At 33.5% G+C, this 22,533-nt stretch carries 21 protein-coding genes; 1 reads left to right on the top strand and 20 read right to left on the bottom strand.

Translation table 11 applies throughout. The annotated features are described in order from the left end of the window. Positions 1 to 121: 121 nt before the first annotated feature. The 6 genes from ACXAGS_RS12870 to ACXAGS_RS12845 form a co-directional block, all read right to left on the bottom strand. Positions 122 to 796 carry a hypothetical protein gene (locus tag ACXAGS_RS12870; RefSeq protein WP_474907267.1) on the bottom strand — a complete coding sequence of 225 codons (675 nt, stop codon included), beginning with the start codon at positions 794 to 796 and terminating at the stop codon, positions 122 to 124. Between the two features lie 164 nt (positions 797 to 960). Continuing rightward, positions 961 to 1,989 carry a serine hydrolase domain-containing protein gene (locus ACXAGS_RS12865; RefSeq protein ID WP_474907265.1) on the bottom strand — a complete coding sequence of 343 codons (1,029 nt, stop codon included), beginning with the start codon at positions 1,987 to 1,989 and terminating at the stop codon, positions 961 to 963. A gap of 3 nt (positions 1,990 to 1,992) precedes the next feature. Continuing rightward, positions 1,993 to 2,757, bottom strand: a complete 765-nt coding sequence (locus ACXAGS_RS12860; RefSeq protein ID WP_474907263.1) for a DUF6090 family protein — start codon at positions 2,755 to 2,757, stop codon at positions 1,993 to 1,995. A gap of 180 nt (positions 2,758 to 2,937) precedes the next feature. Next, a complete protein-coding gene (locus tag ACXAGS_RS12855) occupies positions 2,938 to 3,243 on the bottom strand; it encodes an antibiotic biosynthesis monooxygenase family protein (RefSeq protein ID WP_474907262.1) in 306 nt (101 codons plus the stop codon). 411 nt (positions 3,244 to 3,654) lie between these two features. After that, a complete protein-coding gene (locus ACXAGS_RS12850; protein WP_474907260.1) occupies positions 3,655 to 4,620 on the bottom strand; it encodes an AlbA family DNA-binding domain-containing protein in 966 nt (321 codons plus the stop codon). 186 nt (positions 4,621 to 4,806) lie between these two features. Further along, positions 4,807 to 6,453: a serine hydrolase domain-containing protein gene (locus ACXAGS_RS12845; RefSeq protein WP_474907258.1), complete on the bottom strand. Its 1,647-nt coding sequence runs from the start codon at positions 6,451 to 6,453 to the stop codon at positions 4,807 to 4,809. A 1,048-nt stretch (positions 6,454 to 7,501) separates the two neighbouring features. Between ACXAGS_RS12845 and ACXAGS_RS12840 the strand changes: the two genes are divergently transcribed. Further along, a complete protein-coding gene (locus tag ACXAGS_RS12840; protein WP_474907256.1) occupies positions 7,502 to 8,080 on the top strand; it encodes a biliverdin-producing heme oxygenase in 579 nt (192 codons plus the stop codon). Here the strand turns inward: ACXAGS_RS12840 and ACXAGS_RS12835 are convergent. The 14 genes from ACXAGS_RS12835 to ACXAGS_RS12770 all read right to left on the bottom strand — a co-directional run bounded on the left by ACXAGS_RS12835 (position 8,055) and on the right by ACXAGS_RS12770 (position 22,259). Next, the gene (locus ACXAGS_RS12835) at positions 8,055 to 10,298 is read right to left on the bottom strand and encodes an ATP-binding protein (protein WP_474907254.1); all 2,244 of its coding nucleotides are present in this window, start codon (positions 10,296 to 10,298) and stop codon (positions 8,055 to 8,057) included. The genes ACXAGS_RS12840 and ACXAGS_RS12835 overlap by 26 nt on opposite strands. A gap of 3 nt (positions 10,299 to 10,301) precedes the next feature. Beyond that, the gene (locus ACXAGS_RS12830; RefSeq protein WP_474907253.1) at positions 10,302 to 10,754 is read right to left on the bottom strand and encodes a response regulator; all 453 of its coding nucleotides are present in this window, start codon (positions 10,752 to 10,754) and stop codon (positions 10,302 to 10,304) included. A 288-nt stretch (positions 10,755 to 11,042) separates the two neighbouring features. Continuing rightward, on the bottom strand, positions 11,043 to 12,698 hold the full coding sequence (locus ACXAGS_RS12825) for an RluA family pseudouridine synthase (protein WP_474907251.1): 1,656 nt from the start codon (positions 12,696 to 12,698) through the stop codon (positions 11,043 to 11,045). Between the two features lie 100 nt (positions 12,699 to 12,798). After that, positions 12,799 to 13,914, bottom strand: a complete 1,116-nt coding sequence (locus ACXAGS_RS12820; RefSeq protein WP_474907249.1) for a hypothetical protein — start codon at positions 13,912 to 13,914, stop codon at positions 12,799 to 12,801. 117 nt (positions 13,915 to 14,031) lie between these two features. Then, complete coding sequence (locus ACXAGS_RS12815) at positions 14,032 to 14,718, bottom strand: ZIP family metal transporter (RefSeq protein WP_474907247.1); 687 nt, start codon at positions 14,716 to 14,718, stop codon at positions 14,032 to 14,034. Between the two features lie 157 nt (positions 14,719 to 14,875). After that, on the bottom strand, positions 14,876 to 15,601 hold the full coding sequence (gene bla, locus ACXAGS_RS12810) for a subclass B1 metallo-beta-lactamase (protein ID WP_474907245.1): 726 nt from the start codon (positions 15,599 to 15,601) through the stop codon (positions 14,876 to 14,878). A 108-nt stretch (positions 15,602 to 15,709) separates the two neighbouring features. After that, on the bottom strand, positions 15,710 to 16,297 hold the full coding sequence (locus tag ACXAGS_RS12805; RefSeq protein WP_474907243.1) for a hypothetical protein: 588 nt from the start codon (positions 16,295 to 16,297) through the stop codon (positions 15,710 to 15,712). Continuing rightward, positions 16,281 to 17,078 (bottom strand): alpha/beta hydrolase, encoded by a 798-nt coding sequence (locus ACXAGS_RS12800; protein WP_474907241.1) that lies wholly within the window; start codon positions 17,076 to 17,078, stop codon positions 16,281 to 16,283. The genes ACXAGS_RS12805 and ACXAGS_RS12800 overlap by 17 nt, the downstream gene beginning before the upstream one ends. 71 nt (positions 17,079 to 17,149) lie before the next feature. Further along, positions 17,150 to 17,758: a Crp/Fnr family transcriptional regulator gene (locus tag ACXAGS_RS12795; protein ID WP_474907239.1), complete on the bottom strand. Its 609-nt coding sequence runs from the start codon at positions 17,756 to 17,758 to the stop codon at positions 17,150 to 17,152. 143 nt (positions 17,759 to 17,901) lie between these two features. Continuing rightward, on the bottom strand, positions 17,902 to 18,048 hold the full coding sequence (locus ACXAGS_RS12790; RefSeq protein WP_474907238.1) for a hypothetical protein: 147 nt from the start codon (positions 18,046 to 18,048) through the stop codon (positions 17,902 to 17,904). Between the two features lie 417 nt (positions 18,049 to 18,465). Next, positions 18,466 to 18,642: a hypothetical protein gene (locus tag ACXAGS_RS12785; RefSeq protein ID WP_474907236.1), complete on the bottom strand. Its 177-nt coding sequence runs from the start codon at positions 18,640 to 18,642 to the stop codon at positions 18,466 to 18,468. A 222-nt stretch (positions 18,643 to 18,864) separates the two neighbouring features. Then, on the bottom strand, positions 18,865 to 19,545 hold the full coding sequence (locus tag ACXAGS_RS12780; RefSeq protein ID WP_474907235.1) for a HupE/UreJ family protein: 681 nt from the start codon (positions 19,543 to 19,545) through the stop codon (positions 18,865 to 18,867). A 5-nt stretch (positions 19,546 to 19,550) separates the two neighbouring features. Continuing rightward, on the bottom strand, positions 19,551 to 20,600 hold the full coding sequence (locus ACXAGS_RS12775) for a DUF4198 domain-containing protein (RefSeq protein WP_474907435.1): 1,050 nt from the start codon (positions 20,598 to 20,600) through the stop codon (positions 19,551 to 19,553). 270 nt (positions 20,601 to 20,870) lie between these two features. Further along, positions 20,871 to 22,259 (bottom strand): S41 family peptidase, encoded by a 1,389-nt coding sequence (locus tag ACXAGS_RS12770; protein ID WP_474907233.1) that lies wholly within the window; start codon positions 22,257 to 22,259, stop codon positions 20,871 to 20,873. Positions 22,260 to 22,533: the final 274 nt, after the last annotated feature.

Raw genomic sequence — 22,533 nt, 5'->3', positions numbered from 1 at the left:
GGTTAAATACTCCATGCGTTCCAAGATTCCTTATGGTAAGCTTTTATTTTTTAAAAAAATAACGCCCATATGGTAATTTTAATTCTTTTTTTGAACTTTTGATTACCTCAGTTCTTTGTTGTTAAACGTTTGTATTCACTTCACTTTCTATTAATGACTTAAATTTTTTCATTCCGTGTTCATAATTTTTGTTATGCCAATATCGACCGCCTGTTCCTGGATGACATACAAAATCATATTTTACTCTTAATTCCGATTTTGGAATTTTCCATCTTAATTTATCCCAAGATAGTTTTGATACAAAAATTACTAAATCTGGTTCGATAATATTAATAACTGCATTAATAGTTTGCGCTCCAATTTTATAATCAATTGGCTTACAGAATTTTTTTATCGAATCTCCAGTTTCTGGTGCTGGTCTTTGAAATCCATTCATAAAAGCTACGTTAGTCATAGCTCTAAATTCCTTAACATCCATAAAATCAGACATTCGAGTGTTCAGCTCTCTGAATATCATATGTCCATTAGGCTTCCAATCTCCACTCAAAATACCTCTTGTGTTTATCCAAGCAATTTCTTCTTTTGATAAATCTGTTTGTTTAGAATTATACCAATTTTCAGGATTTTGGCTTATAGTCGATTTTGGTGGTAAATAATGGCTTTCAGCAACCAACATTATTTTTCGTGAATTGTACTTTCCGTAATTCTCTCCAATAAAAGGACGCATTGAAGGAAACTTTTGATAATGTTCTATTTTATCAAGTTTAGTGTCAAAAAATTCTGTCGATTTGTTCATATTTTGTTGGTCTGGGCAAATGGCTTACCACAATTATATCCGTCATGTGATGGATATCTCTTTTGTATAAAACTACTAAATCTTAGACGGGTAGATAATCCTTTATTTGAACTTTCAAAACTATGGCTAAACTGCCTTTCAATGCAATTAATGCTTTGTTGCGCCTAGTTTTCCTTTTTAACAATTTTCACAATTCGGTTAATTATAATTTCCGATAAATTCCATTCATAACCTTCAAAATCAGTTGTGTTAATAAATTGAACGACAACTGCATCTATATCTTTGTGATATTCTGCCAAGCTTTGATAACCAATGACTAAACCACCGTGATTATATTCGTAAGGATATATTTCCTCCTCACCTTCTTCAAATACAGAACCATCATTTAAAGCTCTTAAAAATATTCCAACATCCTCTGCGGTTGCTAACATTCCAAAGTCGCGGGCCTTAAAATCTTCTTCAATTCCTACATAATATCCACTCATTACATCATCTAAATCAACCTCATTAATCGAAAAAAATGTGTTTTTCAATTCAAGAGGTTTCAAAATTTTTTCTTTGACATACTCATTATGATTGTATCCCAAAACCTCATCAAGAATTCTACGAAGCAACAAATAATTCGTGTTCGAATATTCATATCCTTTGTCTGGTTTAAAACTAGCAGGTAAGTCCAAAGCAAAATCTAAAGCATTTTTGCCATTTTCTTCTTCGTTTTCCCAAAACGCCGGATTATCGGTAAAGTTTGGAATCCCAGAACGGTGTTGAATCATCATTTTCAATGTGATTTCATCGGCATTTTCAATTCTTTCTTTTAGCTCAGGGAGATAATCGGTTAGTGATTTATCAAAAGACAGACGCTTTTCTTTAACCAACTTGGTAGCTGCCACAGCCGTATACAGCTTACTGATACTAGCAATTTTGAACAAAGATTTTGGTTCGGCTGGTATTTTCTTTTCTCTATCTTTCCAACCACCTGTGAAAAATATTGGTGGTTTGCCTGCTTGATCTATGTAAACAATCATACCATCAAAACCATAACCAATTGCTTCATCTACTTGTTCTTGAATGGTATTCGGTAGCGGTAAAATCCAAGCCTTTACCAAAATCCAAGGAACAAAACATAATGAAACTACGGTTCCTATAAACAAGAATGCTCTTACAATCCATTTGGCTTTTTTGTTTTTTATCATTTTTTAATTTTCGATAATAGTATCTATTTCTTTGATTATGCTTAAGCCTACACCCTTTAATTCGGCGTACCGATGAATCATGGTATCAAACTGCCAAGCAGCTAAACTAATTACGTTTCTGTAGGCAGGAAATGAAGTGTACTTCTTAAAATCAGTATAATATTCACTTTCTTTGGTGGCTCTGATATTAAGGGAATCGGGTGGTACAAAGGCATACGCTAAAACCAAAGACCTGTCAAATTGAGTGGAAAGATATGCCTCTTGACTTTTCGCATATTCATTATAACTTTTTTCATTTAATGCAATCTCGCCAATAATGGTATGGTATCTTGTTAAAAGTGAATCCAAGGCAGTATTGTTGATTTTTCCATAGTAATTTGAATTTTTTAAAGCTTCGTACCCAGCAATACTAGGACTAAAATAGAGATCTATAAACGCCCAACCACTAGACATAAAAAGCATGGTGTTTTCTTCTTCAGTTTTATTTAAAATACTTGTTCGTGCCTTTTTACATAGTTCAGCTATTTGTCTTCTTCCTGTTGTCAAAGAGTCTAGTTCGTGAATATCTTCTAGGGTATTTGATTTGATTTTTACTAAAAATTCTTTCAAGGCCATATCACCTTTTCTAGATTCATTCCAATTGTTAATTTGCAAGGCAATCAAAATCCCAATTACTACCAACACAACTTCTCCTAAAGCATACTTAAGATATTGAGCTTTTTTATTGTCCAAAATCAGCTTATGTCGTATTCTTCTAAATAATTTCATTTGGTTGATTCAAATTAGTCACAACAATTTAATAACCATAAACTTACGGATATCTCTATTATTTAAAACTACTAAATCTTAGACTAGTAAAAAATCCTTTATTTTAACTAACAACGGTTAGTATATGAAGTATGGTAACCAAATGGGAGGTTGATTTCAAATACAGTATTGTACGATGGCTTATTCAGCAAACACATCATAATGTATTACATTTCCTGGAAAGTCAACTAAATATTGTTGATCCTCTTTATAGGATACTGCCTGTTTAAATTTTGGTCCTGTAAAATTTTTAATGGCATTCAAATCTGTCCAATAGGTCAATAGCTTGAAGTATGTAAATTCATTGTCTGACCGTTTTAGAAATGATAATCTTATGAACCCATCCGCTTTTTTGTAATCGCAAATATCCCGTTCCTCAATAATTTTAGTATATGTTTCTGAATGCTCAATTCTTGTTTTTCCTTCCCAAACTCTTGTTATCATCATATTTGTTTAATTTGCATTCTTGTTATAAATCTATATTGGAATTGTTTCATCTTCATGTTCTAATCCCGCCTTTTGTAAAAGTCGATTACTTTTTCACCAGCAGTCAACATTTTCACATCGTTTTTTTGAACTTTTAAAATTAAGCTGAAAACATTGGCAAGATAAACTCACTGATTATTGCCCATAAAATAAATCCTACAACAATTCCTATAAAGAAGTTTCGTGTGTTCTTTTTTAGTTTTTCATTTTCCATTTTGAATCCTTTTTTGAACTTTCAACGGTCTCGTATAACCGTCAGTTACGGGTTAATATGCGTTAATTTTCGGTTAAGCACTGACGTTAGCAATTCCGAGTGGATTCGGACGTAGTCGAATCCGCCGTAATTGCGGTTATACATTGTTGTACTGCGTTTTATTTGCATTTATATTCACTAATTGTTTCTGTCAGCCAATTTGGATATCTTTTTAGAACAGCTTTTACACTGTCGACAAACTTTTGGGAATATTTATGTGTTTCGTTGGTTTTTCCAATTTGAATTGAAGTGTGATATTTTTTATCTCCTTTTACATTTAATTTCCATAAAATACATCTTAATTCATATTGGTTTAATCCTAACTCGGATTTTAATTGTTCAAATCTGAAAGGATAGAGTTCATCTGAAGTTGGCATACTTTCAGTATCTACCATTCCTGTAATTTTACCAATTAATTGTAAAGTTGGTGCGCCATTTTTTTCTACGAATTCCCCTTCTTTAATAAAGTTTAACTGTTTAGCAATATCCTTGTCAATTAATATTTTTCCTTTTGTTGAGTGCAATTCACCTTTATAGCTGTCAAGAATATGAATGTGTCTAGGACCAACTTCGCCTATTTTTTCTATGTGCTTAACCCAAAACTCTTTTTCTTTTTGTCTTTCAGATTCAAGTAGTTTTTGAAGTTCGGGATATTTAATTTCCGTTGACTCTCCTCTATATCTATAATAGATAGCACCTTCTCTTAAAATCTTACTGTAGTTGGCTTTACAGACAATAGGTTTTATTTCAGATTCGTTAACCCAAAATCGTCCGAATGTCATTCCGTCAAATTCTACAGTTACCATTCCCCAATCTATTTCGTGACTAAAATATTTTTGACAAAATTGATTAATCACAAGAGAATCACAATCCTCAAATCTGTTGTTTTGAAGTCCTAAAGGTTTTCTTGGTTTGTCGTTAATACCAAAAACTATTTCGCCACCTCGGTTATTTGCCATTCCGACAATAGTTTTTAAATACTTTGCTAAACTGTCACCAAATTGAAACGCTTTTTTAAATTCGATATCAAATGATTCTCTTTGTTTTAAGTATCCTTTTGAGTTTATTTCGTATTTAAATTTCATTTATTGAATTCAGTTTCAAAATGCAGTACAATAATTGAATATCCGTCATGCGACGGATATATACTATTATTTGTGGATATCCGTAATAACGGATATCTCTTTTGTATAAAACTACTAAATCTTATACCGACAGAAAATCCTTTTTTTGAACTTTTGATTACCTCAGGTCTTCACCGATAATAACATTTATAACTTTTCAAATTCTAATCCCATTATTTTCATTGAAACAACTTTTCCACGCTTATCTTTTAAGAATTGAATAGGATAGTTTGGAATATGAAATAGGTCTTTAGCTAATGCATCTATTTCTGCGCTATATGCTCCTTTTCCATAATAAAATTGCAACCTATCATTTTCGAGTTTAATTTCTTTAGCTACTTGCAAATTCTTATTTAAATAAATGCCTTCAAGTTTACTTAACTCTAATTTTGTATGCTCATAGGGTTTAAATTCCTTGAATAACCAGGGTTTTTCATTCTTGTTAGCGTAAAATCGATATTGCCTATTATTGGGTCCAACATCAAACTCCATAATTATTCCATTCATCAAAAACTTTTGATTCCCAATTGGCTTTAATTTATCTATTTCTTCTCCATCTATTGTTCTCAGTACTAAATGTTTTTCTTCTAGTTGAATAATCCCTGTTTTTATATCTTCATATTCATTACCTAAAAAGATGTAAGATCCTTCATATTTTTTGAGGGTATCTTTAGGCAGTTCTATTATTACATTTTCTTGTTTCCGATTATTTTTATTCTCTATTTTACTAGGAATATATAAATCCACAAGTTGAAAAAATCGTTCTTCAAAGTCGTCTTCAAAGGTGTTTTGCGTTGTAAAAAAAGCTCTGTCTAATTCTGGAAAGTAAAGGTATTTAGAAACGAATCCGCCCATTATCATTCCATCAAATCCCATAGCAGAATAACCGTTATATGTTTCAAATTCTACTCCTAAGCCATATTCAATAGTTGTTCCATCATTTAACTTCGCTTTGGTTTGCATTTTTGTCCACAGCTTAGGCGTGCCTATGGTTGCTTTTAGAATACCTTGATGCCATTTAAATAGATCTTGGGGTGTTGTTAAAATTTGACCGTCTCCATTATAAATTGCGTTAGGCAAGTCCATTTTAAAATAAGCTCCCTCATCTTCTACATACCCTATAGCTCTATTTTTTATTAGATCATACGTTCGGCTTTTCTTAACCGTGTTTTCCATCTTTAATGGTGAAAAGATATGGTCTTGCAAAAATTCCGTAAAAGACTTACCGGATACTTTTTCAATGATATTGGCAAGCAGAATGTAATTTGCGTTTGTATACTCAAAATATGCTCCTGGTTTAAAGTTGAGTTCTTTTAAATTTAGAATGATATTGCTAACTCTTGATTGGGTAAGCAAGTCATTAAAAGATAAATCGGCCAAATAAAAATAAGAATCAACTTCTGGTATTCCGCTTGTTTGATTTAGCATTTGCTCTACTGTAGGATCGCCATCCTTATATCTAGGAAGATTTTCTATGTATTTATAAGCAGGTTCTTTTATGGATAATTTTCCTTCATTCTCTAATAACAAAATAGCGGCTGCCGTAAATTGCTTTGCAATGGAACCAATATCGAATACGGTTTTATTTGTTATTGGAACGTTATAATCAAGATTTGCAATACCGTATTGTTTTTCAAGTATAATTTTATCTTTTGTAAATACAGAAATTGAAAATCCAGGTTGGTTACCGCTTAGCTGGTACAGACTATCTACCCTTGAATTGATGTTTTGTGAAGTAACTTTTGAAATAAGAAGTAAAAAGATAATGAATAGTACAACCTGTTTTTTATTCATGAATTTTGATTTGCTTTATCTAAAGACCTGTTTATGTTCTCATTGTTACAGTTAAATAGGCCAAATTGGGATACATAACAATCCATTACATGGGGAATAGTGCCTTTGTATAAAACTACTAAATCTTAGCTCCAGAATAACTACAAGAAACTATCAATGCTTTTTCTTCTTGTAATGAATTGGAAGAATAACTAAAAACAATACAATTAAACAGACTACAATGGGCATTATTTTCATAATAGACATACTGAATTCTAATTTTAGATTACACCTATTAGAATAAGACTAGACCAAAATGTTAGAATTATTTAGCCCTATTACTCTTTTTAAAGGCAATTCGGAAGAAATATAGCTTTTCTATTTACACAGGCGGATTAGTTTTTATGTAAAAATTGATTGAGTTGTTTTATTTTCTTAATTAGCATAGTAGTAGGTAAACACACTAATTAGTAGCGTAAGAAAAATGCAGATTAACCAGTTCCATTCAAATTTCTGAGACGTATATAATTGTATTGTTGAACTTATTAAGGCAAGTAAGACAAAAAGAGCAGCAACTAAGAGTAATCCTATGCCTATGTATATAAGATAGTCTAAACCCGACTTCCAAAAAAAGTAATTCAACTTAAGGAATAGCAATAGACCGCCTATTACGCCGAATAACAAACCGATGATTAAAAGTTTGTTCACACTAATTTTTAACTCTGTTGCAACCATTTTATCTATAAATCAACAGTTAACATATCTAAAAGCACACTATCGCTAACGCAATACAACATCTATTACCTTAATAGGCATATGGAAGATAAACAAATACATCGCCTTTAAAGGCCATTAAATATGCTTTTCCTTTTCTACCATCCAGTAATCTAGAATCCAAGAAAAAGCTTCCCTTTTCTGTTTCTCCATAGTCGTAGATTAGGTTTTTTTGAATACCATAGATTGGTTTAAGATACTAAAATTAGAAAACCTACTTCTTTTCAATTTAAATTCTATGGTAGAATACCCCTTATTCCACTTATATTTATACCTTTCGCCTTAAACATTTTCTATGTCTATTCTAGCTATTCTAAAGAACATTACCAAAGCTGCTCACGTTAGGGTAGAAAAAGTAATGGTAAAAGAGCTTAAGGCTATTAGTAGCCCTGAAGACTATGCTAGACTTTTGGAACGCTTATTTCTGTTCTACGATCCTCTGGAAAGCAAAATACACCAAACCATAAACCAATCTATATTACCGGATATTGAAAAAAGAAAGCATACCAAGTGGATTTTAAAAGACCTAGAAGCGCTAGATTACACCGTAAATACGAGCAGAGAAAACAAGACGCAGCAAATTACTTCTACCTCTTATGCCATTGGTGTTTTGTATGTTATGGAAGGGTCTACCATGGGTGGCCAAATTATTTCTAAAATGATTAAAAAGCAGCTACACGGAAATATAAGCACCCATTACTTTGATTCGTATACTGATAATACCATGGAAATGTGGCTTTCCTTTAAAAATAGTATAGCCCAACACGAAACCCATCTAGACAAAGAAGAAGTTTTTAGGGGTGCCAATGAAACCTTTTCTGCCTTAAAAGAATGGCTAGAATTAACCTCTATTTTGGAAAATACAACCGAATAGTAGCGCCCTCATCCTTAACACCGTCCGCACGTATAAAACCGTTATGCTTTAGCATTATCTTTTTACAAAATGCTAGACCTATACCCGTACCTTCAAACTCGGACTTAGAATGTAATCTTGAGAAAATCTTGAAAATTTTTTCCTTATGCTCTTGATCAAAACCAATACCATTATCCTTAATGGCCACAACGTGGTATAAGTCCGATTTTTCGTCGGCTAAATCATTATATACTTCAATAACAACATCCCGTTCTGGAAACTTAAATTTTAAGGCATTACTAATAATGTTTAGCACACACTGTTTAATTAAGAATGGAATGCCAGATATAATTGGTAGGTTTTTAGACACTTGTATGGTTGCTCCCTCCTCATTTAAACTCTCTTTTATATCTTCTTCTATTTTACGCATCAAAGCATAGCAATCTATTTCTTCAAATTCTTGAAGTTCTGCATTGGTTTTGTTGTAATCCAGAATGTTTCTCACCAAATTTTGCATACGCTCCGCAGATTTGGCCATTCTGGTAATTCGCTTTACCACGATATCCGTTACCTGGTATTGCTCTGGGTTTTCTAGCAAAGTAGAAGCCATCATCCGTATTTTACGTAAAGGCTCTTGCAGGTCATGTGTGCTGATCCAACTAATGTTCTCCAATTCCGTATTTACGGCTTTTAAATTTTCACTTAAAATACGTTGCCGTTCTTTATCCTCATTGGTAAGTATGGACCTTACCAAAGACTGTAAAAACAGTCTAAATTTTTGGGCTGCTTCTATCTCTGGGGTAAGCCAAGGCTTACTGGTATCCTTAACTCTTTCTTCAAAAGATTGAAATGATTTTCTTGGCGACAAACCATTTTTATCTTTTTCTATGGCTTTGGTAGGATCACCGGCCCATGTTATGGTCTTAATGGTGGGCACCCTAAACCATGCTATATAATTTATATTGTCTAACTTATAAAAAAGCACCCCGGGAAATTCTTCTAATACATCGTTTTCTAGCTGATGTAGTTGCGGCATATTAGACGATTTAAATGTATTTTGATTTTTTTCTTGAACCAACAGATTTATATAAGGCTCTAATTTATTCTTATCTGGAATAGTGCCCCTACTATAATACTCACCACCAAAATAGGCTACCACACCATTACTGTTGCATAAATTGTAAATAGCATCGTCATTAAACAATTCTTGTACCGAAGCCCTAACAAAAGGTAATTCTTTTGCGGTTAGTTGGTCTACACACTGGTTTGCCTGATTAGAAATCTCATATTGTTCATTTAAAATCCTGACATCTATTTGCGAAGTGATAAAATGCCCATGCAACTTTACCGTGTTACGCACTTCCTGACTTAAAAACTTAGTGCCATAATGGTGGCAGGCTATTAAGCCCCAGAGTTTTCCTTTATGTAGCAAAGACACTGTTAGGGTAGCGCCTACGCCCATATTGTTTAAATACTGCACGTGTATGGGAGAAACACTCCTAAGTACGGACAAACCCAAATCCAATGTTTCTAAATTACTTTTGTTATAGGTAAATAATTTTACGGGTTGGTAATTTACATCTCCTATAATTCGTAATAAATTTTTGATATAAAGTGCCCTAGCTTGCGGCGGTATATCTGTATGCGGATAATGTAAACCCAGAAATGGCTCAAGATGTTCTTCTTTTACCTCAGCGTAAACCTCGCCGTTGTATTCTTGGTCAAACTTATAAATCATTACACGATCGTAACCGGTAATCTCTTTAATAGCCTGGGCAACGGAATTACATAAATCTTTTAAACTATTGGTATCCTCTATGTAGCTTAATAGCTTTTTGCTAGCATTGTAAAGTTTGGCTTCTTCATTAGGATGGTTTTCGGTTGCCTCCCCTTCAACAATAATATTGTGGTCAGATTTATGAATGGTAAACGCGAGTAACTTACCCGCACAGACCTCGTTGAAAGTTATTTTTTGCTCACCGGTATCTTCCTGTATATCTTTTATATGGCTATCTAAAGAAAACTCAAAAACCGATGCTATGCTTTTGCCTAAAACTTCAGTATAGTCTACAGCTAGGAATTCGTTTATATTCTCGCTACAAACGGTAATTATCTTTGTTTCAACATCTATAGCAATTAAAAAACCATGCGGTTGTATTAAACCTGGTATGTGAATAGCCTCGTCCTCACAGTTTTCTAGATTAACTATCTCCCTGTTAACTATATCCCTAAACTCCATTACTTACCCTATCAATTGGTTAAATAAAAAATTATTGGGCGGAGCCGTTTCTGTTTGAAAATCTATACTAATGGCTTTTTGGATAATCTTTTTTAAATCATTAAACGAATTGGGCTTAATGGCATAATAATTAGCTCCTAATTGCTGACTTTTTAAAATATTATCTTCATTAGAACTTGTAGAATACATAACTACCGGCACACTAGATAAAGATTGGTTGGAACGTAGTTCACTTAAATAATCAAAGCCACTTTTTACGGGCATGTTTATATCTAGAAATATAACCTTACTCTCCGCTTTATCATTTTCAATATGCTCTAAAAAATTACTGCCATCTTCAGAAACATGCAACTGTATTTTAAAGGATTGCTGCGCAGCAATAGCCATTACTGCCTCTTCAAATAATAAGGTATCGTCCTCATCGTCATCAAGATAATATACAGAATAAGTACTCATAATTGGTGGTGTTAACTTGGTTCTAAACGATAAATAGTACTTCTTAAAACTTTAAGCTACACAAACAATATTGTTTAATGTTTTTGTTAAAATACAAAACAAAATTTAATAGGGATGTCTTTTAATTAAGAATTTTTAATTCATATCCCTATAGATAAGTTTGCGTCATAGTTGAACTATTTGTGCCAAATATACTATTAAACCTAGTGTTAATTTTACTAAAACGGTATAGATAAAACAACACGTACACCTAAAACCAATGCTAGCTTTGCCTTACTTCTTGATTATCTAAATAGTAAATGGCGCTGGTGCCGTAATCACCATTTTTTGCTGTTTTATAGGATGCTTAAATTCTATTTGCTGCGCATGCAGATACAAACAGTCTAATGGTGTTCCGTACAAATTATCACCTACTATTGGTGCATGCAACCCTAATTTATGGGCACAATGTACCCTTAGTTGATGCGAACGCCCTGTAACCGGATTCAGTTTAATGAGGGTTTGCGTTTTAGTGGTTTTTAAAACCTCATAATGGGTAAGCGCCTGTTTACCATGTAGGACATCTACCTTTTGCATGGGTCGGTTATAAATATCCAAAATCAAGGGTAGTTCTATCTTGCCTTGTTTTGTTGTAATTGCTTTTTCTAAAACGGCTACATAAGTTTTATGAATAGAACGCTCTAAAAACTGCTTTTGCAATAACTTATGCGCCTCCTTGGTCAATGCTACCAATAGAATACCAGAGGTATCTTGGTCTAATCTATGCACGGTAAGCGGGCCGGTGGCATTGGGGTACAAAGCTGCAATTCTAGTTTTAACCGAATCTAGAATGGTTTTACCCGGTACGGACAACATACCAGAGGGTTTATTAACCACCACAAGATGTTGGTCTTTGTAAAGTATTTCTAATTTTTTGTTCGCGCCAAAATTCTCTAATAACGGATTCGGTTTTACGGGCAACCCCTTTAACATATGCGCCAAAATGGGCTTACATTTACCTTTACAGGCAGGATAATATTTACCGTGTTCCCTAATTTCCGAATCTGGTGCAGCGCCCCACCAAAACTCAGCTAACGCTATTGGTGTTAGCTTATGTTTAAAAGCATATTGAAACAATTTTGGCGCGGCGCATTCTCCCGCTCCTGCTGGTGGCACCTCTACCCCAGCTTCGTAAAAAACCGTTTTTACGTCCTTACTTTTTCCCTCGGAATTTAAAAATAGGTAAGACTTAAAAATAGCGTCTTGCAAGGCTACCGATTTATTTTTTCGCGCTGTTTTAAGTGTTTCTATTTGCTGTTGTAACGCATTTAGTTTGGCTTCCGCTTTTTCTAATCGCACATTTTCTGAACGCACGTAACGCCTAAGGTCCATACCCGCACCAGCCCCCTCTTTTGCTAAATTCGCCAATATAGTTGTTCGTTCCTCCTCAGAAAGTTCTTCTGCCTTTTTTCTTTGTTGGTCCCTTTTGGCCTTTGCTACTTTTGCAGCTGCTTTTGCTGCTTTAATATTTTGTGCCACGGAAGTTTTAGCTTGCTCCACCGCAAGCTTTGCCGCTTTAAATTCTAAACTATTTTCTAAGGCTTTAATTTGTTTTCCAATAGCGTTTATAGCTAGCATTTCCGGAAAATCCTCTCCTTTAGGCAGCTGATACACCGGAGGCACAAAGGGTAGTTTTTCCATACTTGGTTGTAGCTCACCGGAATAAGCAGAAAGGTAACCTAAGTTACCGTCTTGGTTTTTAACTACCAGAACACCAAACATGCGTCCTTTAGGTTCTGTTTGTAAACCTGGTAATTTCTTTTGCAACTGGTTTTGAAGATGGGTGGCCGCTTCTTTTGCTAGTGCGTTTGGCCTATAAAAGTGAGGATAATCCAATTTTTCTGGCGTTGCATGTTGCTCCAGTGCAGGTAATACTACTAATTTTAAGGATTTTATCAATGCCAATTAAGTTCAAGGTTTATCTACAATTCTACTAAACCACGACAAATTTAGAGAACTCAATGCTTTTTAAATTGCTTAAGTTGTAATGAAAATTTGAATCGATTTAAAAGTGTGCCAATTGGTCTCTTAAGTATTGGTTCAATTCACCTTTAGGTATTCCCAAATTGGATTCAATGGCCTTGTAATAGTCCGAATCTGTCTTTACGGTTTTCATAACCTTTTTAAGCAAGGGGTATCCGCCTGATTCCCAAAACTTTCTGGCAATAAGTCCTCCAATTGCGTAATGATAGGCCGTTTCTGAATCCAAGTTTTTAAGGGTTAGCATTTCACTCAAATCAATTTCAGGGTTTTGTGTTAAAAAATGATTGGTTTTTTTAAGATGCCAATCCAAACTATGACCCCGACTGCCACCCAAAAAAGTAGCAATACCTTCTGAAACCCAAAAGTGCAGCTCTGGAAAACGTTCTTCTAGTTGTACATGAAACACCTCATGTGTATAAAATTCGCCTAAACCACCACAATACACTTTGTTTTCAGCAGCTTTTCCGCTTGGTCTAAGCGGGCCGCCCATACCCAAATAATAATCGATTCCCTTTAAAGCTTGAATCTCATCATAATTAGCCGCCATATAGTAATCAAACGGTTTGGGCTTAACCCCAAAGTTTTCGCAAAGATTAATTATAAAAACATTTAGTTCTTGCGCTTTTTCATAATTGAATTCATGATAGTCTGGGTAGTAAAAATCTACCATACCCACAGTGGTACAGTTCCAAGATTGCCTATTTAACGGTAACATATTAAACAGTTTGTACGAGCCCTTTTCCTTTTTTGCCAAATAGTTTACAATAGCTAGTACGTAAGGGGTACCATCTTCTTTGCAATAGGAGAATTGTACTTTTATAAAAGCAACTTCTTCCTTAAAAGAAATGCTTAAAACATGTACGGGCAACCCCATATAAAGCGAGGGCTCAAATTCTTCTTCTAAGAAATCGTAATTTTTGTACTTAGTCTGTTCCTTGCTATTCCAGTAAGGGCTCTCCGCTTTTAGTTGCGGATTAGAACGGATATAATTTTCAAATAGCGTTTTAATTTGTTGGGTAGGCCCGTGGGAGGCATCTACTAAATGGTTATAGGTGACTTTTTGACCAAATCCATATAATCCAATAAACAGGAATAGGGTAATTATAAAATGCTTTTTCGCCATTAGATGGAAATCCATTCTTACATTGTGATTTGCTTTAACTGGTAGATAAAGCTAAGAAATAAAGTTAATGCGTTTGGTTAACCTTTTTAAAGAGCTGGATAAAATCAAAAACTAGGAGCGCATACGCTAATCTCACAACGTATTTAAATACAAAGCCAACACCAAACCAATTGCCGTGGCTAGGCCTGTCCAGTATTTATCTTGTTTAAACGCTTTTGGAAATACCTCTAGGGCCAAAGAAGCCACAACTGCGCCTCCTGCAAAACACTTTAAGTAGCTTAAATATTCTTTAGATACATTGGCTAATGTATAGTGCCCCACCAAAGCAGCAGCTGCAAGGATTAAAGCTGTTGCCAACCACAACAAAAAAACTTTGCTTTTCGTGTGCTTGGCTACCATTTCTTTTGCTCCACCTGCAGCCTCTGGTAAATTGGATAATAATATGGAACCGGATAATGCGGCAACCGATAGTGGGTCGGCTCCAATTAAAGCCACTCCAAGAGCTAAATTTTCAGGGATTCCGTCCAACGTTATGGCTGCCAATAAACCAGCACCATTTGGTGCGCTCCATTTTTTCTTGATTAGGTAATCTAAGACGGTAAAAACAATAGCGCCAAAAAAAACGATACTTAGTGCAATTGGTACTGAATAGTTCTTTACTGCTGGATGTATCAATTCTAAGAGAGCGGATACCAACAACGCACCCCCAGCCAAGGCAACCAAAAAACCTTCAAGGTTTTTGGAGAGTTTACCGTAGATTCCCCATAGTGCACCAACGATTAGCGCTGCAGAGACCATGAGAATTACGATTACCGTCATTTTTTAAACATTTTGTATTTAAAAACAAAAATACGCACGACACCAAAAGCCTTTACAGCTCTTTTACCAAAAAGATTAACGCTAAACCATTTAATAACAGATAGGTAAACCCAACCCCAAAAAGCCTGTTTTTACCTCAGTTCTTTGTTGGCAGTAGTTATTTTTCTTTAAATAATTGAATTGTAAAGTCTAATAGTTCAATTCCACCATTCTTTCCGTGACCAGGTATTACAACTTCAATTCCATCTATCTTGTTTTTTATTCTCTCCACAGTTGTAGACCATTGGTTTGTATTTGCATCTACAAGATTTCCTTTTCCAGAATTTAAAGCTTTTATTAGACATCCACCAAACAAAGCTTTTTCACTTGGAACGTAGCCTACAACATTGTCTTTAGTGTGCCCTTGCCCAAAAAATTGTGCATAGGCAATTTTCTTTTCTATTACAAATGCTATTTTATCATCAAAACTGTGCCTGGGTAATTCTTGACCGTCTTTTTTAGCAAGCTCAATCGTGAGTTTTGAAGCGTAGGACTCAATCTCATTCAAGTGAAATTCTTTGAGTCCACCTAGACAATCAATATGAAAGTGCGTTACTACTACACCTTTGATTTTCCTTTTTCCAATCCAATCAATTAATTCAGACGATGCTTTATTATTTGTTGGCGTGTCAAAAACCAAAGCTTCATTTCCGTTAAGATATACCATTCCGTTACAAGAGACCTTTCCATAGCTGTCAGTTTCCAAGTAAGAAATATGCCTGTAAATGTGATTAGATAATTTTTGAATTTTCAGCGTTTCGGATTCATAGTTTTTAAGCGGCAGTTTGGTAGACTTACAACTAGTTAAAATCAAAATCGGCAATAGGTAGATTATGTTTTTCACGATTACTAACGGTTTAAAATTTAGATTTATAGTCTTAAATATTCAGCGTATTAAAATAAATATGTAATAAGTAAAAAAATAAGAATTTTCAACTCGCTTTACCATCTGCTATTCTTTATCTACGCCGTTAGCAAAAGTTTTTGTCCATCCTATTCCTATTTGATATCCAGATTGCGCTTTATCACTTGTAATAGGGAAAAAACCATAAAGACCTAAACTGTTAGAATTGTTAAGTCTATATTTTGGAGAAAAAGATAAACCATAATTAAAAAATATTTCCTTATTAGAAAAGCCTCTTTCAAATCCTACCCTGTCATTCACCAAAGTTCCTTTTGTAAGAGCGAAACTAGCACCTATGGGAAGTTCAAAATGCAATTGTATTTTATTGAAATTTAATGCATATCCAATATTCATTGTAGGTATTAATCGCATATCAATGTCATTCTTTAAATAGGCTTCTGGTTCAGACTCTCCATTAAAATCAAAATAAGCAACTAAAGAAAATCCTAGGGTAAAAGGATGTTTATTTTGTGATAGTGGAATTATATATTTACCATATCCACCATAATAAAAAGCTTCATCCCCGGCTCCTAATAGTCCTATTTCTAATGTGGTGTTATTTGTGTTTTGAGCGTATAAAGCGCTGCTTCCAAATAATAGGCAGAAAAATAGAATCAATCTAGTTACTGAATACATAATCTAATCCTTTTTTGAATATTTCTATGGCAGAACCACTATGACCACTACCTGTTATTAATTCGCTTTTATGTCTAAAATTTGGAAAACCCCTACTATCTAAACGCTTGTTCATTTCTTCAAAAGAAGCTAACATAACACCACCTTCTAAAGTGCCCATTCCGTTGTAAAGGCTTACTTCTAAATCAGTATTTACATCAGCATAGGCTTGTTCATATTCAAAAATAATTCCTGCATCATACCAATATGATGTACCGCTAGCTATAAATTTATTAAAGGGGTTTAATGTTCTTTCTTGAGCCATTACGTAATGTGTAAATAGCCCCCCAAATGAATGACCTATGAGCGTTTTATTATTTGAAGCATCGATATCATATCTTGATTCTATCTCTGGGATTAATTCATCTTTAATAAATAGATAAAAATTATTAGCACCTCCTGAACCGTGGGCATAGGCAGTTGGTGTATAATCTCTATTTCTTTTCTGGTTATTGCCAATAGCAATAAAGACAGAAGAACGCATTTTTCCGTGGTGAATTTTATCGGAAATTAATGTAGCAATTTCATTAAACCTGGTCTCACCATCTAAACCAATGATTAATTGATTGTTGGAGCTATTGGAATAATTGTCTGGTAAGTAAACATAAATAGGATAACTGTCATTTATTATGGAGGACTCTATTCCAAACTGTTCCGTAGAACCGTTAATATTAGAGAAATCGTCGCTCTTAGAACAACTACATAGAATAATGGGCAACAATAAATAAAAAATGAGCTTCATAACTTAAGGTTTGTACAAAACTCTTAAAGTTTTAAAACCTAAAACTTATTTTAAAATAAGTAATGCCATTATTATGTATTTTTCAAGTATTCTTTTTTTACCCTGCTGTAGGTTTCTGCCGTAATGCCAAGGTAGTTCGCAATTAATTTTTGCGGTACCTGCCCTAAGAATATTTTGGCCTTCGGAATTGTGGTTAAAAAAAGCTCGTATTTTTTATAGGCATTCTTATGCTGCAGTAACAAAGACCTTTTTTCTCGTTCTAAATGAACTTGTTCAAATAATTTTGTATAGATATATGAAAATGGATGACTTTGCAACAACAGCTTTTCAATGTCATTTTTTTCAAAATACAGGATTTCAGTGTCCATTAGCGCCTCTTGTACCTGATTAGAAGGTGAATTTTCCATATAACTGGTAAAATTGTTAAAACTCATGCCTTCCAGTGCAAAATCAATTGTAAACAATTCACCTTCAATTGTTACATATTGATGAATAAAACCTTTTAAAACAAAACTCGTTTTAGTTTCTATTTGCCCAATATTTAGCAAGTTTTCTCCTTTTTTTAGTTTTTTCTTTTTTATTGCTTTAGCTAAAGGTCTAAAGTCGTTTTTACTAAGCGGGTAAACTTGATTGAAGAAATTAAAAAGAATAGTTTCTTCAGTAGAAAAAAAATCTCTCACAACAGGATAATATTTGATGGCGGTTTTAAATATGAATGCACTGCGAGCAACTAATTTAATATTAAATAACAAGCTATAACTTAGTACGGGGATTTTTCGAAAGATAAATCAGAAGAAATGTATTATACCCGTGTACCTCAAAATTATTTCCAAGTATTGGTAGTATAATTCTCTAATCCTAATCTTATATCACCATTGTCATAAAATTGATACGTAATTCGTGTTCCGTAGTAACCTCCTGAAGTATTTTTATTTCTCTCCCTAAACCTTTTTATTTCCTTTGCCTTCATATATGGCCTTAAGTCTATTGTTTTTGCAAACATTAAAGTATCAATAGCGGTCCATTTTTTACATCCGCTATTTATTTGGAATAATCTTGATGTTTTTAATTCTTTTTGGTATTGCTCTATGGTCTCAATTATATTTAGCCCTTTACCGGCAACAGAAGCTAAAGTAGCAATCTAGCTTTTGCCTTTTTTAATGAAAAAATCAGCTTTTTCTTTGCTAGTCTCTATAATATCTCCCTTTTCATGAGGGCTGTAATTTTTCAAGAAAATTAACTTTTTCCTTTTTCCCCTAAAATAGGTCTTTTTAAGGGATATAAAGACAGTTTTAGCCTCTGTATAGAACCATTTTTACGTACTCAAATTTGGACTTCTTTTTCCAACATCGCCATAATCTTAATTGAGAATATTAAATCCGAATTATTAGGATTTTTTCCCTCGAATTAAAAGAAAAATAGTTCCACCAACAATCATTATATAATACGTTGGTGAAATACTAAGTCCACTTTTATATTGGTCCCAAATACTGAACACACCAAGAAAAATTATAAAACCAGCTATTATTTGAGACCAAGAGGTTGGTTTTCCTTTACCTTTCATAGACTACTTTTAAGTTTTACATAATACAAGCTTAGCGATTTTTACATACGATTAATTACATATTCAAAGTGCAGACCTTAGCAAATGGAATAGAGAAACCACGAGGATTTTCACCAAGAAAAAAAAGGACTCCAATTAAAGGCAGAAATTTGTTGGTTCTTACCTCAGTTTTTTGTTAAGCGTATGTAAATCTTTTATAAAATGGTCTATCCATTATTCAATTTATAAATGACCATTTAAATAGCCAAATATTTGATATACAAATAGAAACAATCCAGCTATTACAAGATAGAAATTCACTGCTTTATAAAAGGCAGAAAAATGTTTGTAATTTCTTGATAAGGTGATTATAAAAATAATTGGAATTAAAGCTAAAATTTGGCCTACTTCTACACCTAAGTTAAAACATAAAATTTTTCCTAAAAATTGCTCTTCACCTATATCAAAGGATTGTAGTCTAGTGGAAAGTCCGAAGCCATGAATCAGCCCAAAAATTCCTACCATAAGTAATAAATTGGGCAATGTTACTTTAAGTTTTTTAAAGCCCTCTAAATTCTCAAACCCCTTGTATATTACGCTCACGGCAATTATTGCATCTACCAAATGCTCATTAGCTGTAATTCCAGCATAGGTTGCACCTATCAGTGTAATACAATGCCCTATTGTAAATACTGTTACGAATTTCAAAATGTCGTTAAAGCTTTTTAAGTAAAATATTATACCAACAAGAAAAAGAAGATGATCATAGCCAGTAAGCATATGCGTAGCACCTACGCGAATATATGCCCACAAACTACCATTACGTAAAATTTCTTGATCTGCACTTGTAACGTCATGGGCTAATCCTAATACTGGAATAAACATCCATAAAAGAGCTAATGCACGTTTTAAATTTATATGCATTGCTATTACTTTTTTCTAAACATTAGAAATAAAATTCCGATTGTAATAATACTTCCTATTATGAACACCCAAGTTGGGATACCTTCCTTATGTTCATGCTCATGTTCATCATTATGTGTATGTGTGTCACTGCCATGTTTATGCGTAACGCCAAATGTTAATGTTGCCCATTTGGATTGATGTGTTAATTCAGTACTATCTTTAACTTCAGTCATGTAAATAGTCCGTAAATAGTAGGTGCCTTCTTCAGGTAAATCTAACGTAATGTTTCCTTGAGCGTTTGTACGTAATATTTGACCAACATTATGAGAGTGTCCATGTTCTTTTGTTTCTGATTCAGAATGAGTATGTTTAACATCTGCTTTTGAATGGTCGTGTGAGTGTGTTTCTTCATTGTGTTCATGAGATTCATCGGTGGATGTATGTGAATGTCCATTTTTAATGTAATCTGCATAAACTATTTGGTTAGATAATGGTTTACCATCTAACAATAAAGATACTTCTAGACGATCACCAATGTATTTGTCATAAGGGTTATCTTTTGGAATAAATTCGATAGGATACCCAAATACAGTATTCCAGTCGTTCGTTTTAACATCACCAACTTGATAGATAGCTTTAACATGTTTTTGATAGCTTTCCAATGCATCTTGATGTAATAAGCTATCTATGTTACGCTTTTCCAACATATCCAATACACCATCACTTTTTAGGTAATTGTTAAATTTTTCAGCGGTGAGTGCAATGTTCTTTGCTTTAGTAGAAACTCCAGCAACATACGTGCCTTCTTTGTCTGTATTAAAGGTTAGTTGCGTAATGGTACTGTCTTTGTCTTTCCATTCATCTGCATTAATGGCAATTCTTTTTCCATGAGTCACAAAAGAGGCATCCAGTAAACGGTCACGGGTAATAATATTTTCGCTTTTTTCAAAGGATCCATTATAAAGACTTAAAGTTACTTCTTGATTAGGTTGTAAGAAATAACTATCCATTTTTACATATAAGTTATGACTACAGAATAAAATAATGACTAAGAAGTAAAAAAAATTTCGCATCGTTGTGGTTTTTTTTATATACGTAGAAAAAATACTTTGGGTTTTGTGTTGAAAAACGAAGATTATTTCAATGACATTATTTTCTGGGTATGATTCTTTGCTTTTGAATGTTCTAAATATATAGCTTTTTATTAAGCATACCTGTTTTGTATAAGAATAGTAGCGGATTTTAGACACTTAATTTTCAGTTTTACACTTATCTTTTAAATAGTTACTTACTTTCATTTGAGCGATTAAACCGCTATTATTTTTATACCGTGTTGGCAACAGTTATTTTATTATTTCTTTAATTTTTTCTATTGCTCTGTCTTTAGTGTCAAATTCCAAATTCATTGCTCTAAATAGTTCAGTTTCTTCTCTTGGATATTTAACTTTGTAATCGGCCGGTATTCCTGTTTCCTCAAATAAATTACCATCCATTGTTTCATAGACTTCGTTTGATAGCCAATAAGTCCAGCCATTAGGAAGTTCCTTGTATAATATATCTGACAAAGCTCCATTAGTATTAGAACCAACTCTTTTGAAATTTGGAAAACTCATTGTAGCTATTGTCGTTGTTTCAGCAGCACTAACCGTAAAAGGACTTGTAAGTATATATACACTTTTTAGATAAGCAGGATTTGAAGGTTCTATATCAATAACTTGATACTCGTAAAAATCGTCTTTAAATCTTCTTTTCTTTTTAAAAACATCATACTTTTTGTCAATAAAATGACTCATGAATGCCATTCCAATCCAATCATATCCTCCACCATTAAATCGTAAATCAATGATACAGGCTTCTTTGTTCTGAATCTCGTTAACAATTTTTACGGCAATTTTATGTGTGCCATTTATCAAATCCTTTTCATAATCATCACTTTCCTCTGCTTTTTCCCAATATTCATTTGCATTGGTAGGTTGATAATCAGCAAGCCCATCCATACCATTCATTTGAATATAAGCAAGATTTTTATCGATACTTCCCCAAGCTATTTGTCCTCCATTATATTTCTGTACGTCTGCTACAAAGTTCTTTAGAATTTTATCTTTTGCAAGGTCTCTGTAATCCGTGGTGTCTTGTTTATGATTTAATTTGTGCCATTGCTCATCGTATTCTTCTGGGACTTCAAAATCTGAATGTTCATCATTAAGTTCCAACACCATTTTTTCTATGAGCAAATAGAAATCAAATTTTGATGTTTGGTTGGTAAACTGAGATTGATACTTTTGCTTTAAGGCATTCCAATCGATATTTCGTTCTTTAAAAAAAGCATATTGGTCGTTAAAAGTATGCCAAAGAGTCTCGAAATTGTAAGTATTGCTATTTATTTGTTCTTCGGTAAGTTCTTTGCAAAAAGTTGGTTTTGCCTTTAATTTTTTATAGGTAAAAATGGTGTATCCTTCTTGATTAGTAAAAGTATTTTCATCAATTACCTTTATAAGTGGTGTTTCTGTATTGAAATATTCTCTCGAAATTTTCCATTCAGGAAAGCAATTAAAGGAACTGCTATAAAAAGAAGTTACTAAAGAATCATTGATTTCAATAATTTGTCCTTCTCCTTGTTGTTCAAAGAAACCATAGAGTTCAGCTTTTGTTATTTCAGTAATTTGTTTTTCTGAATTTTTGCAACCAATTATTGCAATGACAATTAAGGCGAGAAAGATATTTTTTACCATAAAATAGTTTCTATTAAAGACTGTCGTAAGTAGAAATTGTTACAGTTTGGTTTTAATTGTTGCCAACGGTCTCGGCTATGAGTAGTTGCGTGGTTTAGCGGTTAACTTTGCTAGTACACACCAAACTGAAAATCCGCGAGGATTTTCAGAAGTAGGCGAGAACAAGCAATTACTTATAGCCCTCTTAAGTTTGATTCTTTTTAAATTGATGTAATAATAAGAAAGAACAAAAGAGAGGAATAAGGTCAATATAGCCATAGGAACTATCGATTCC

This window comes from Croceivirga sp. ABH4_376 (assembly GCF_056160685.1).
The sequence above is the reverse complement of the archived record's forward strand: the minus strand, read 5'-3'. Positions and strand labels throughout refer to the sequence as shown.

Coding starts and splice junctions, on each gene's coding strand:
- ACXAGS_RS12830 (WP_474907253.1), bottom strand. CDS start 10,754: ATGAGTACTTATTCTGTATATTATCTTGATGACGATGAGGACGATACC.
- ACXAGS_RS12840 (WP_474907256.1), top strand. CDS start 7,502: ATGTCTATTCTAGCTATTCTAAAGAACATTACCAAAGCTGCTCACGTT.
- ACXAGS_RS12820 (WP_474907249.1), bottom strand. CDS start 13,914: ATGGATTTCCATCTAATGGCGAAAAAGCATTTTATAATTACCCTATTC.
- ACXAGS_RS12865 (WP_474907265.1), bottom strand. CDS start 1,989: ATGATAAAAAACAAAAAAGCCAAATGGATTGTAAGAGCATTCTTGTTT.
- ACXAGS_RS12770 (WP_474907233.1), bottom strand. CDS start 22,259: ATGGTAAAAAATATCTTTCTCGCCTTAATTGTCATTGCAATAATTGGT.
- ACXAGS_RS12780 (WP_474907235.1), bottom strand. CDS start 19,545: ATGCATATAAATTTAAAACGTGCATTAGCTCTTTTATGGATGTTTATT.
- ACXAGS_RS12850 (WP_474907260.1), bottom strand. CDS start 4,620: ATGAAATTTAAATACGAAATAAACTCAAAAGGATACTTAAAACAAAGA.
- ACXAGS_RS12870 (WP_474907267.1), bottom strand. CDS start 796: ATGAACAAATCGACAGAATTTTTTGACACTAAACTTGATAAAATAGAA.
- ACXAGS_RS12800 (WP_474907241.1), bottom strand. CDS start 17,078: ATGAAGCTCATTTTTTATTTATTGTTGCCCATTATTCTATGTAGTTGT.
- ACXAGS_RS12845 (WP_474907258.1), bottom strand. CDS start 6,453: ATGAATAAAAAACAGGTTGTACTATTCATTATCTTTTTACTTCTTATT.
- ACXAGS_RS12790 (WP_474907238.1), bottom strand. CDS start 18,048: ATGAAGGCAAAGGAAATAAAAAGGTTTAGGGAGAGAAATAAAAATACT.
- ACXAGS_RS12775 (WP_474907435.1), bottom strand. CDS start 20,600: ATGCGAAATTTTTTTTACTTCTTAGTCATTATTTTATTCTGTAGTCAT.
- ACXAGS_RS12785 (WP_474907236.1), bottom strand. CDS start 18,642: ATGAAAGGTAAAGGAAAACCAACCTCTTGGTCTCAAATAATAGCTGGT.
- ACXAGS_RS12860 (WP_474907263.1), bottom strand. CDS start 2,757: ATGAAATTATTTAGAAGAATACGACATAAGCTGATTTTGGACAATAAA.
- ACXAGS_RS12835 (WP_474907254.1), bottom strand. CDS start 10,298: ATGGAGTTTAGGGATATAGTTAACAGGGAGATAGTTAATCTAGAAAAC.
- ACXAGS_RS12815 (WP_474907247.1), bottom strand. CDS start 14,718: ATGACGGTAATCGTAATTCTCATGGTCTCTGCAGCGCTAATCGTTGGT.
- ACXAGS_RS12805 (WP_474907243.1), bottom strand. CDS start 16,297: ATGTATTCAGTAACTAGATTGATTCTATTTTTCTGCCTATTATTTGGA.
- ACXAGS_RS12855 (WP_474907262.1), bottom strand. CDS start 3,243: ATGATGATAACAAGAGTTTGGGAAGGAAAAACAAGAATTGAGCATTCA.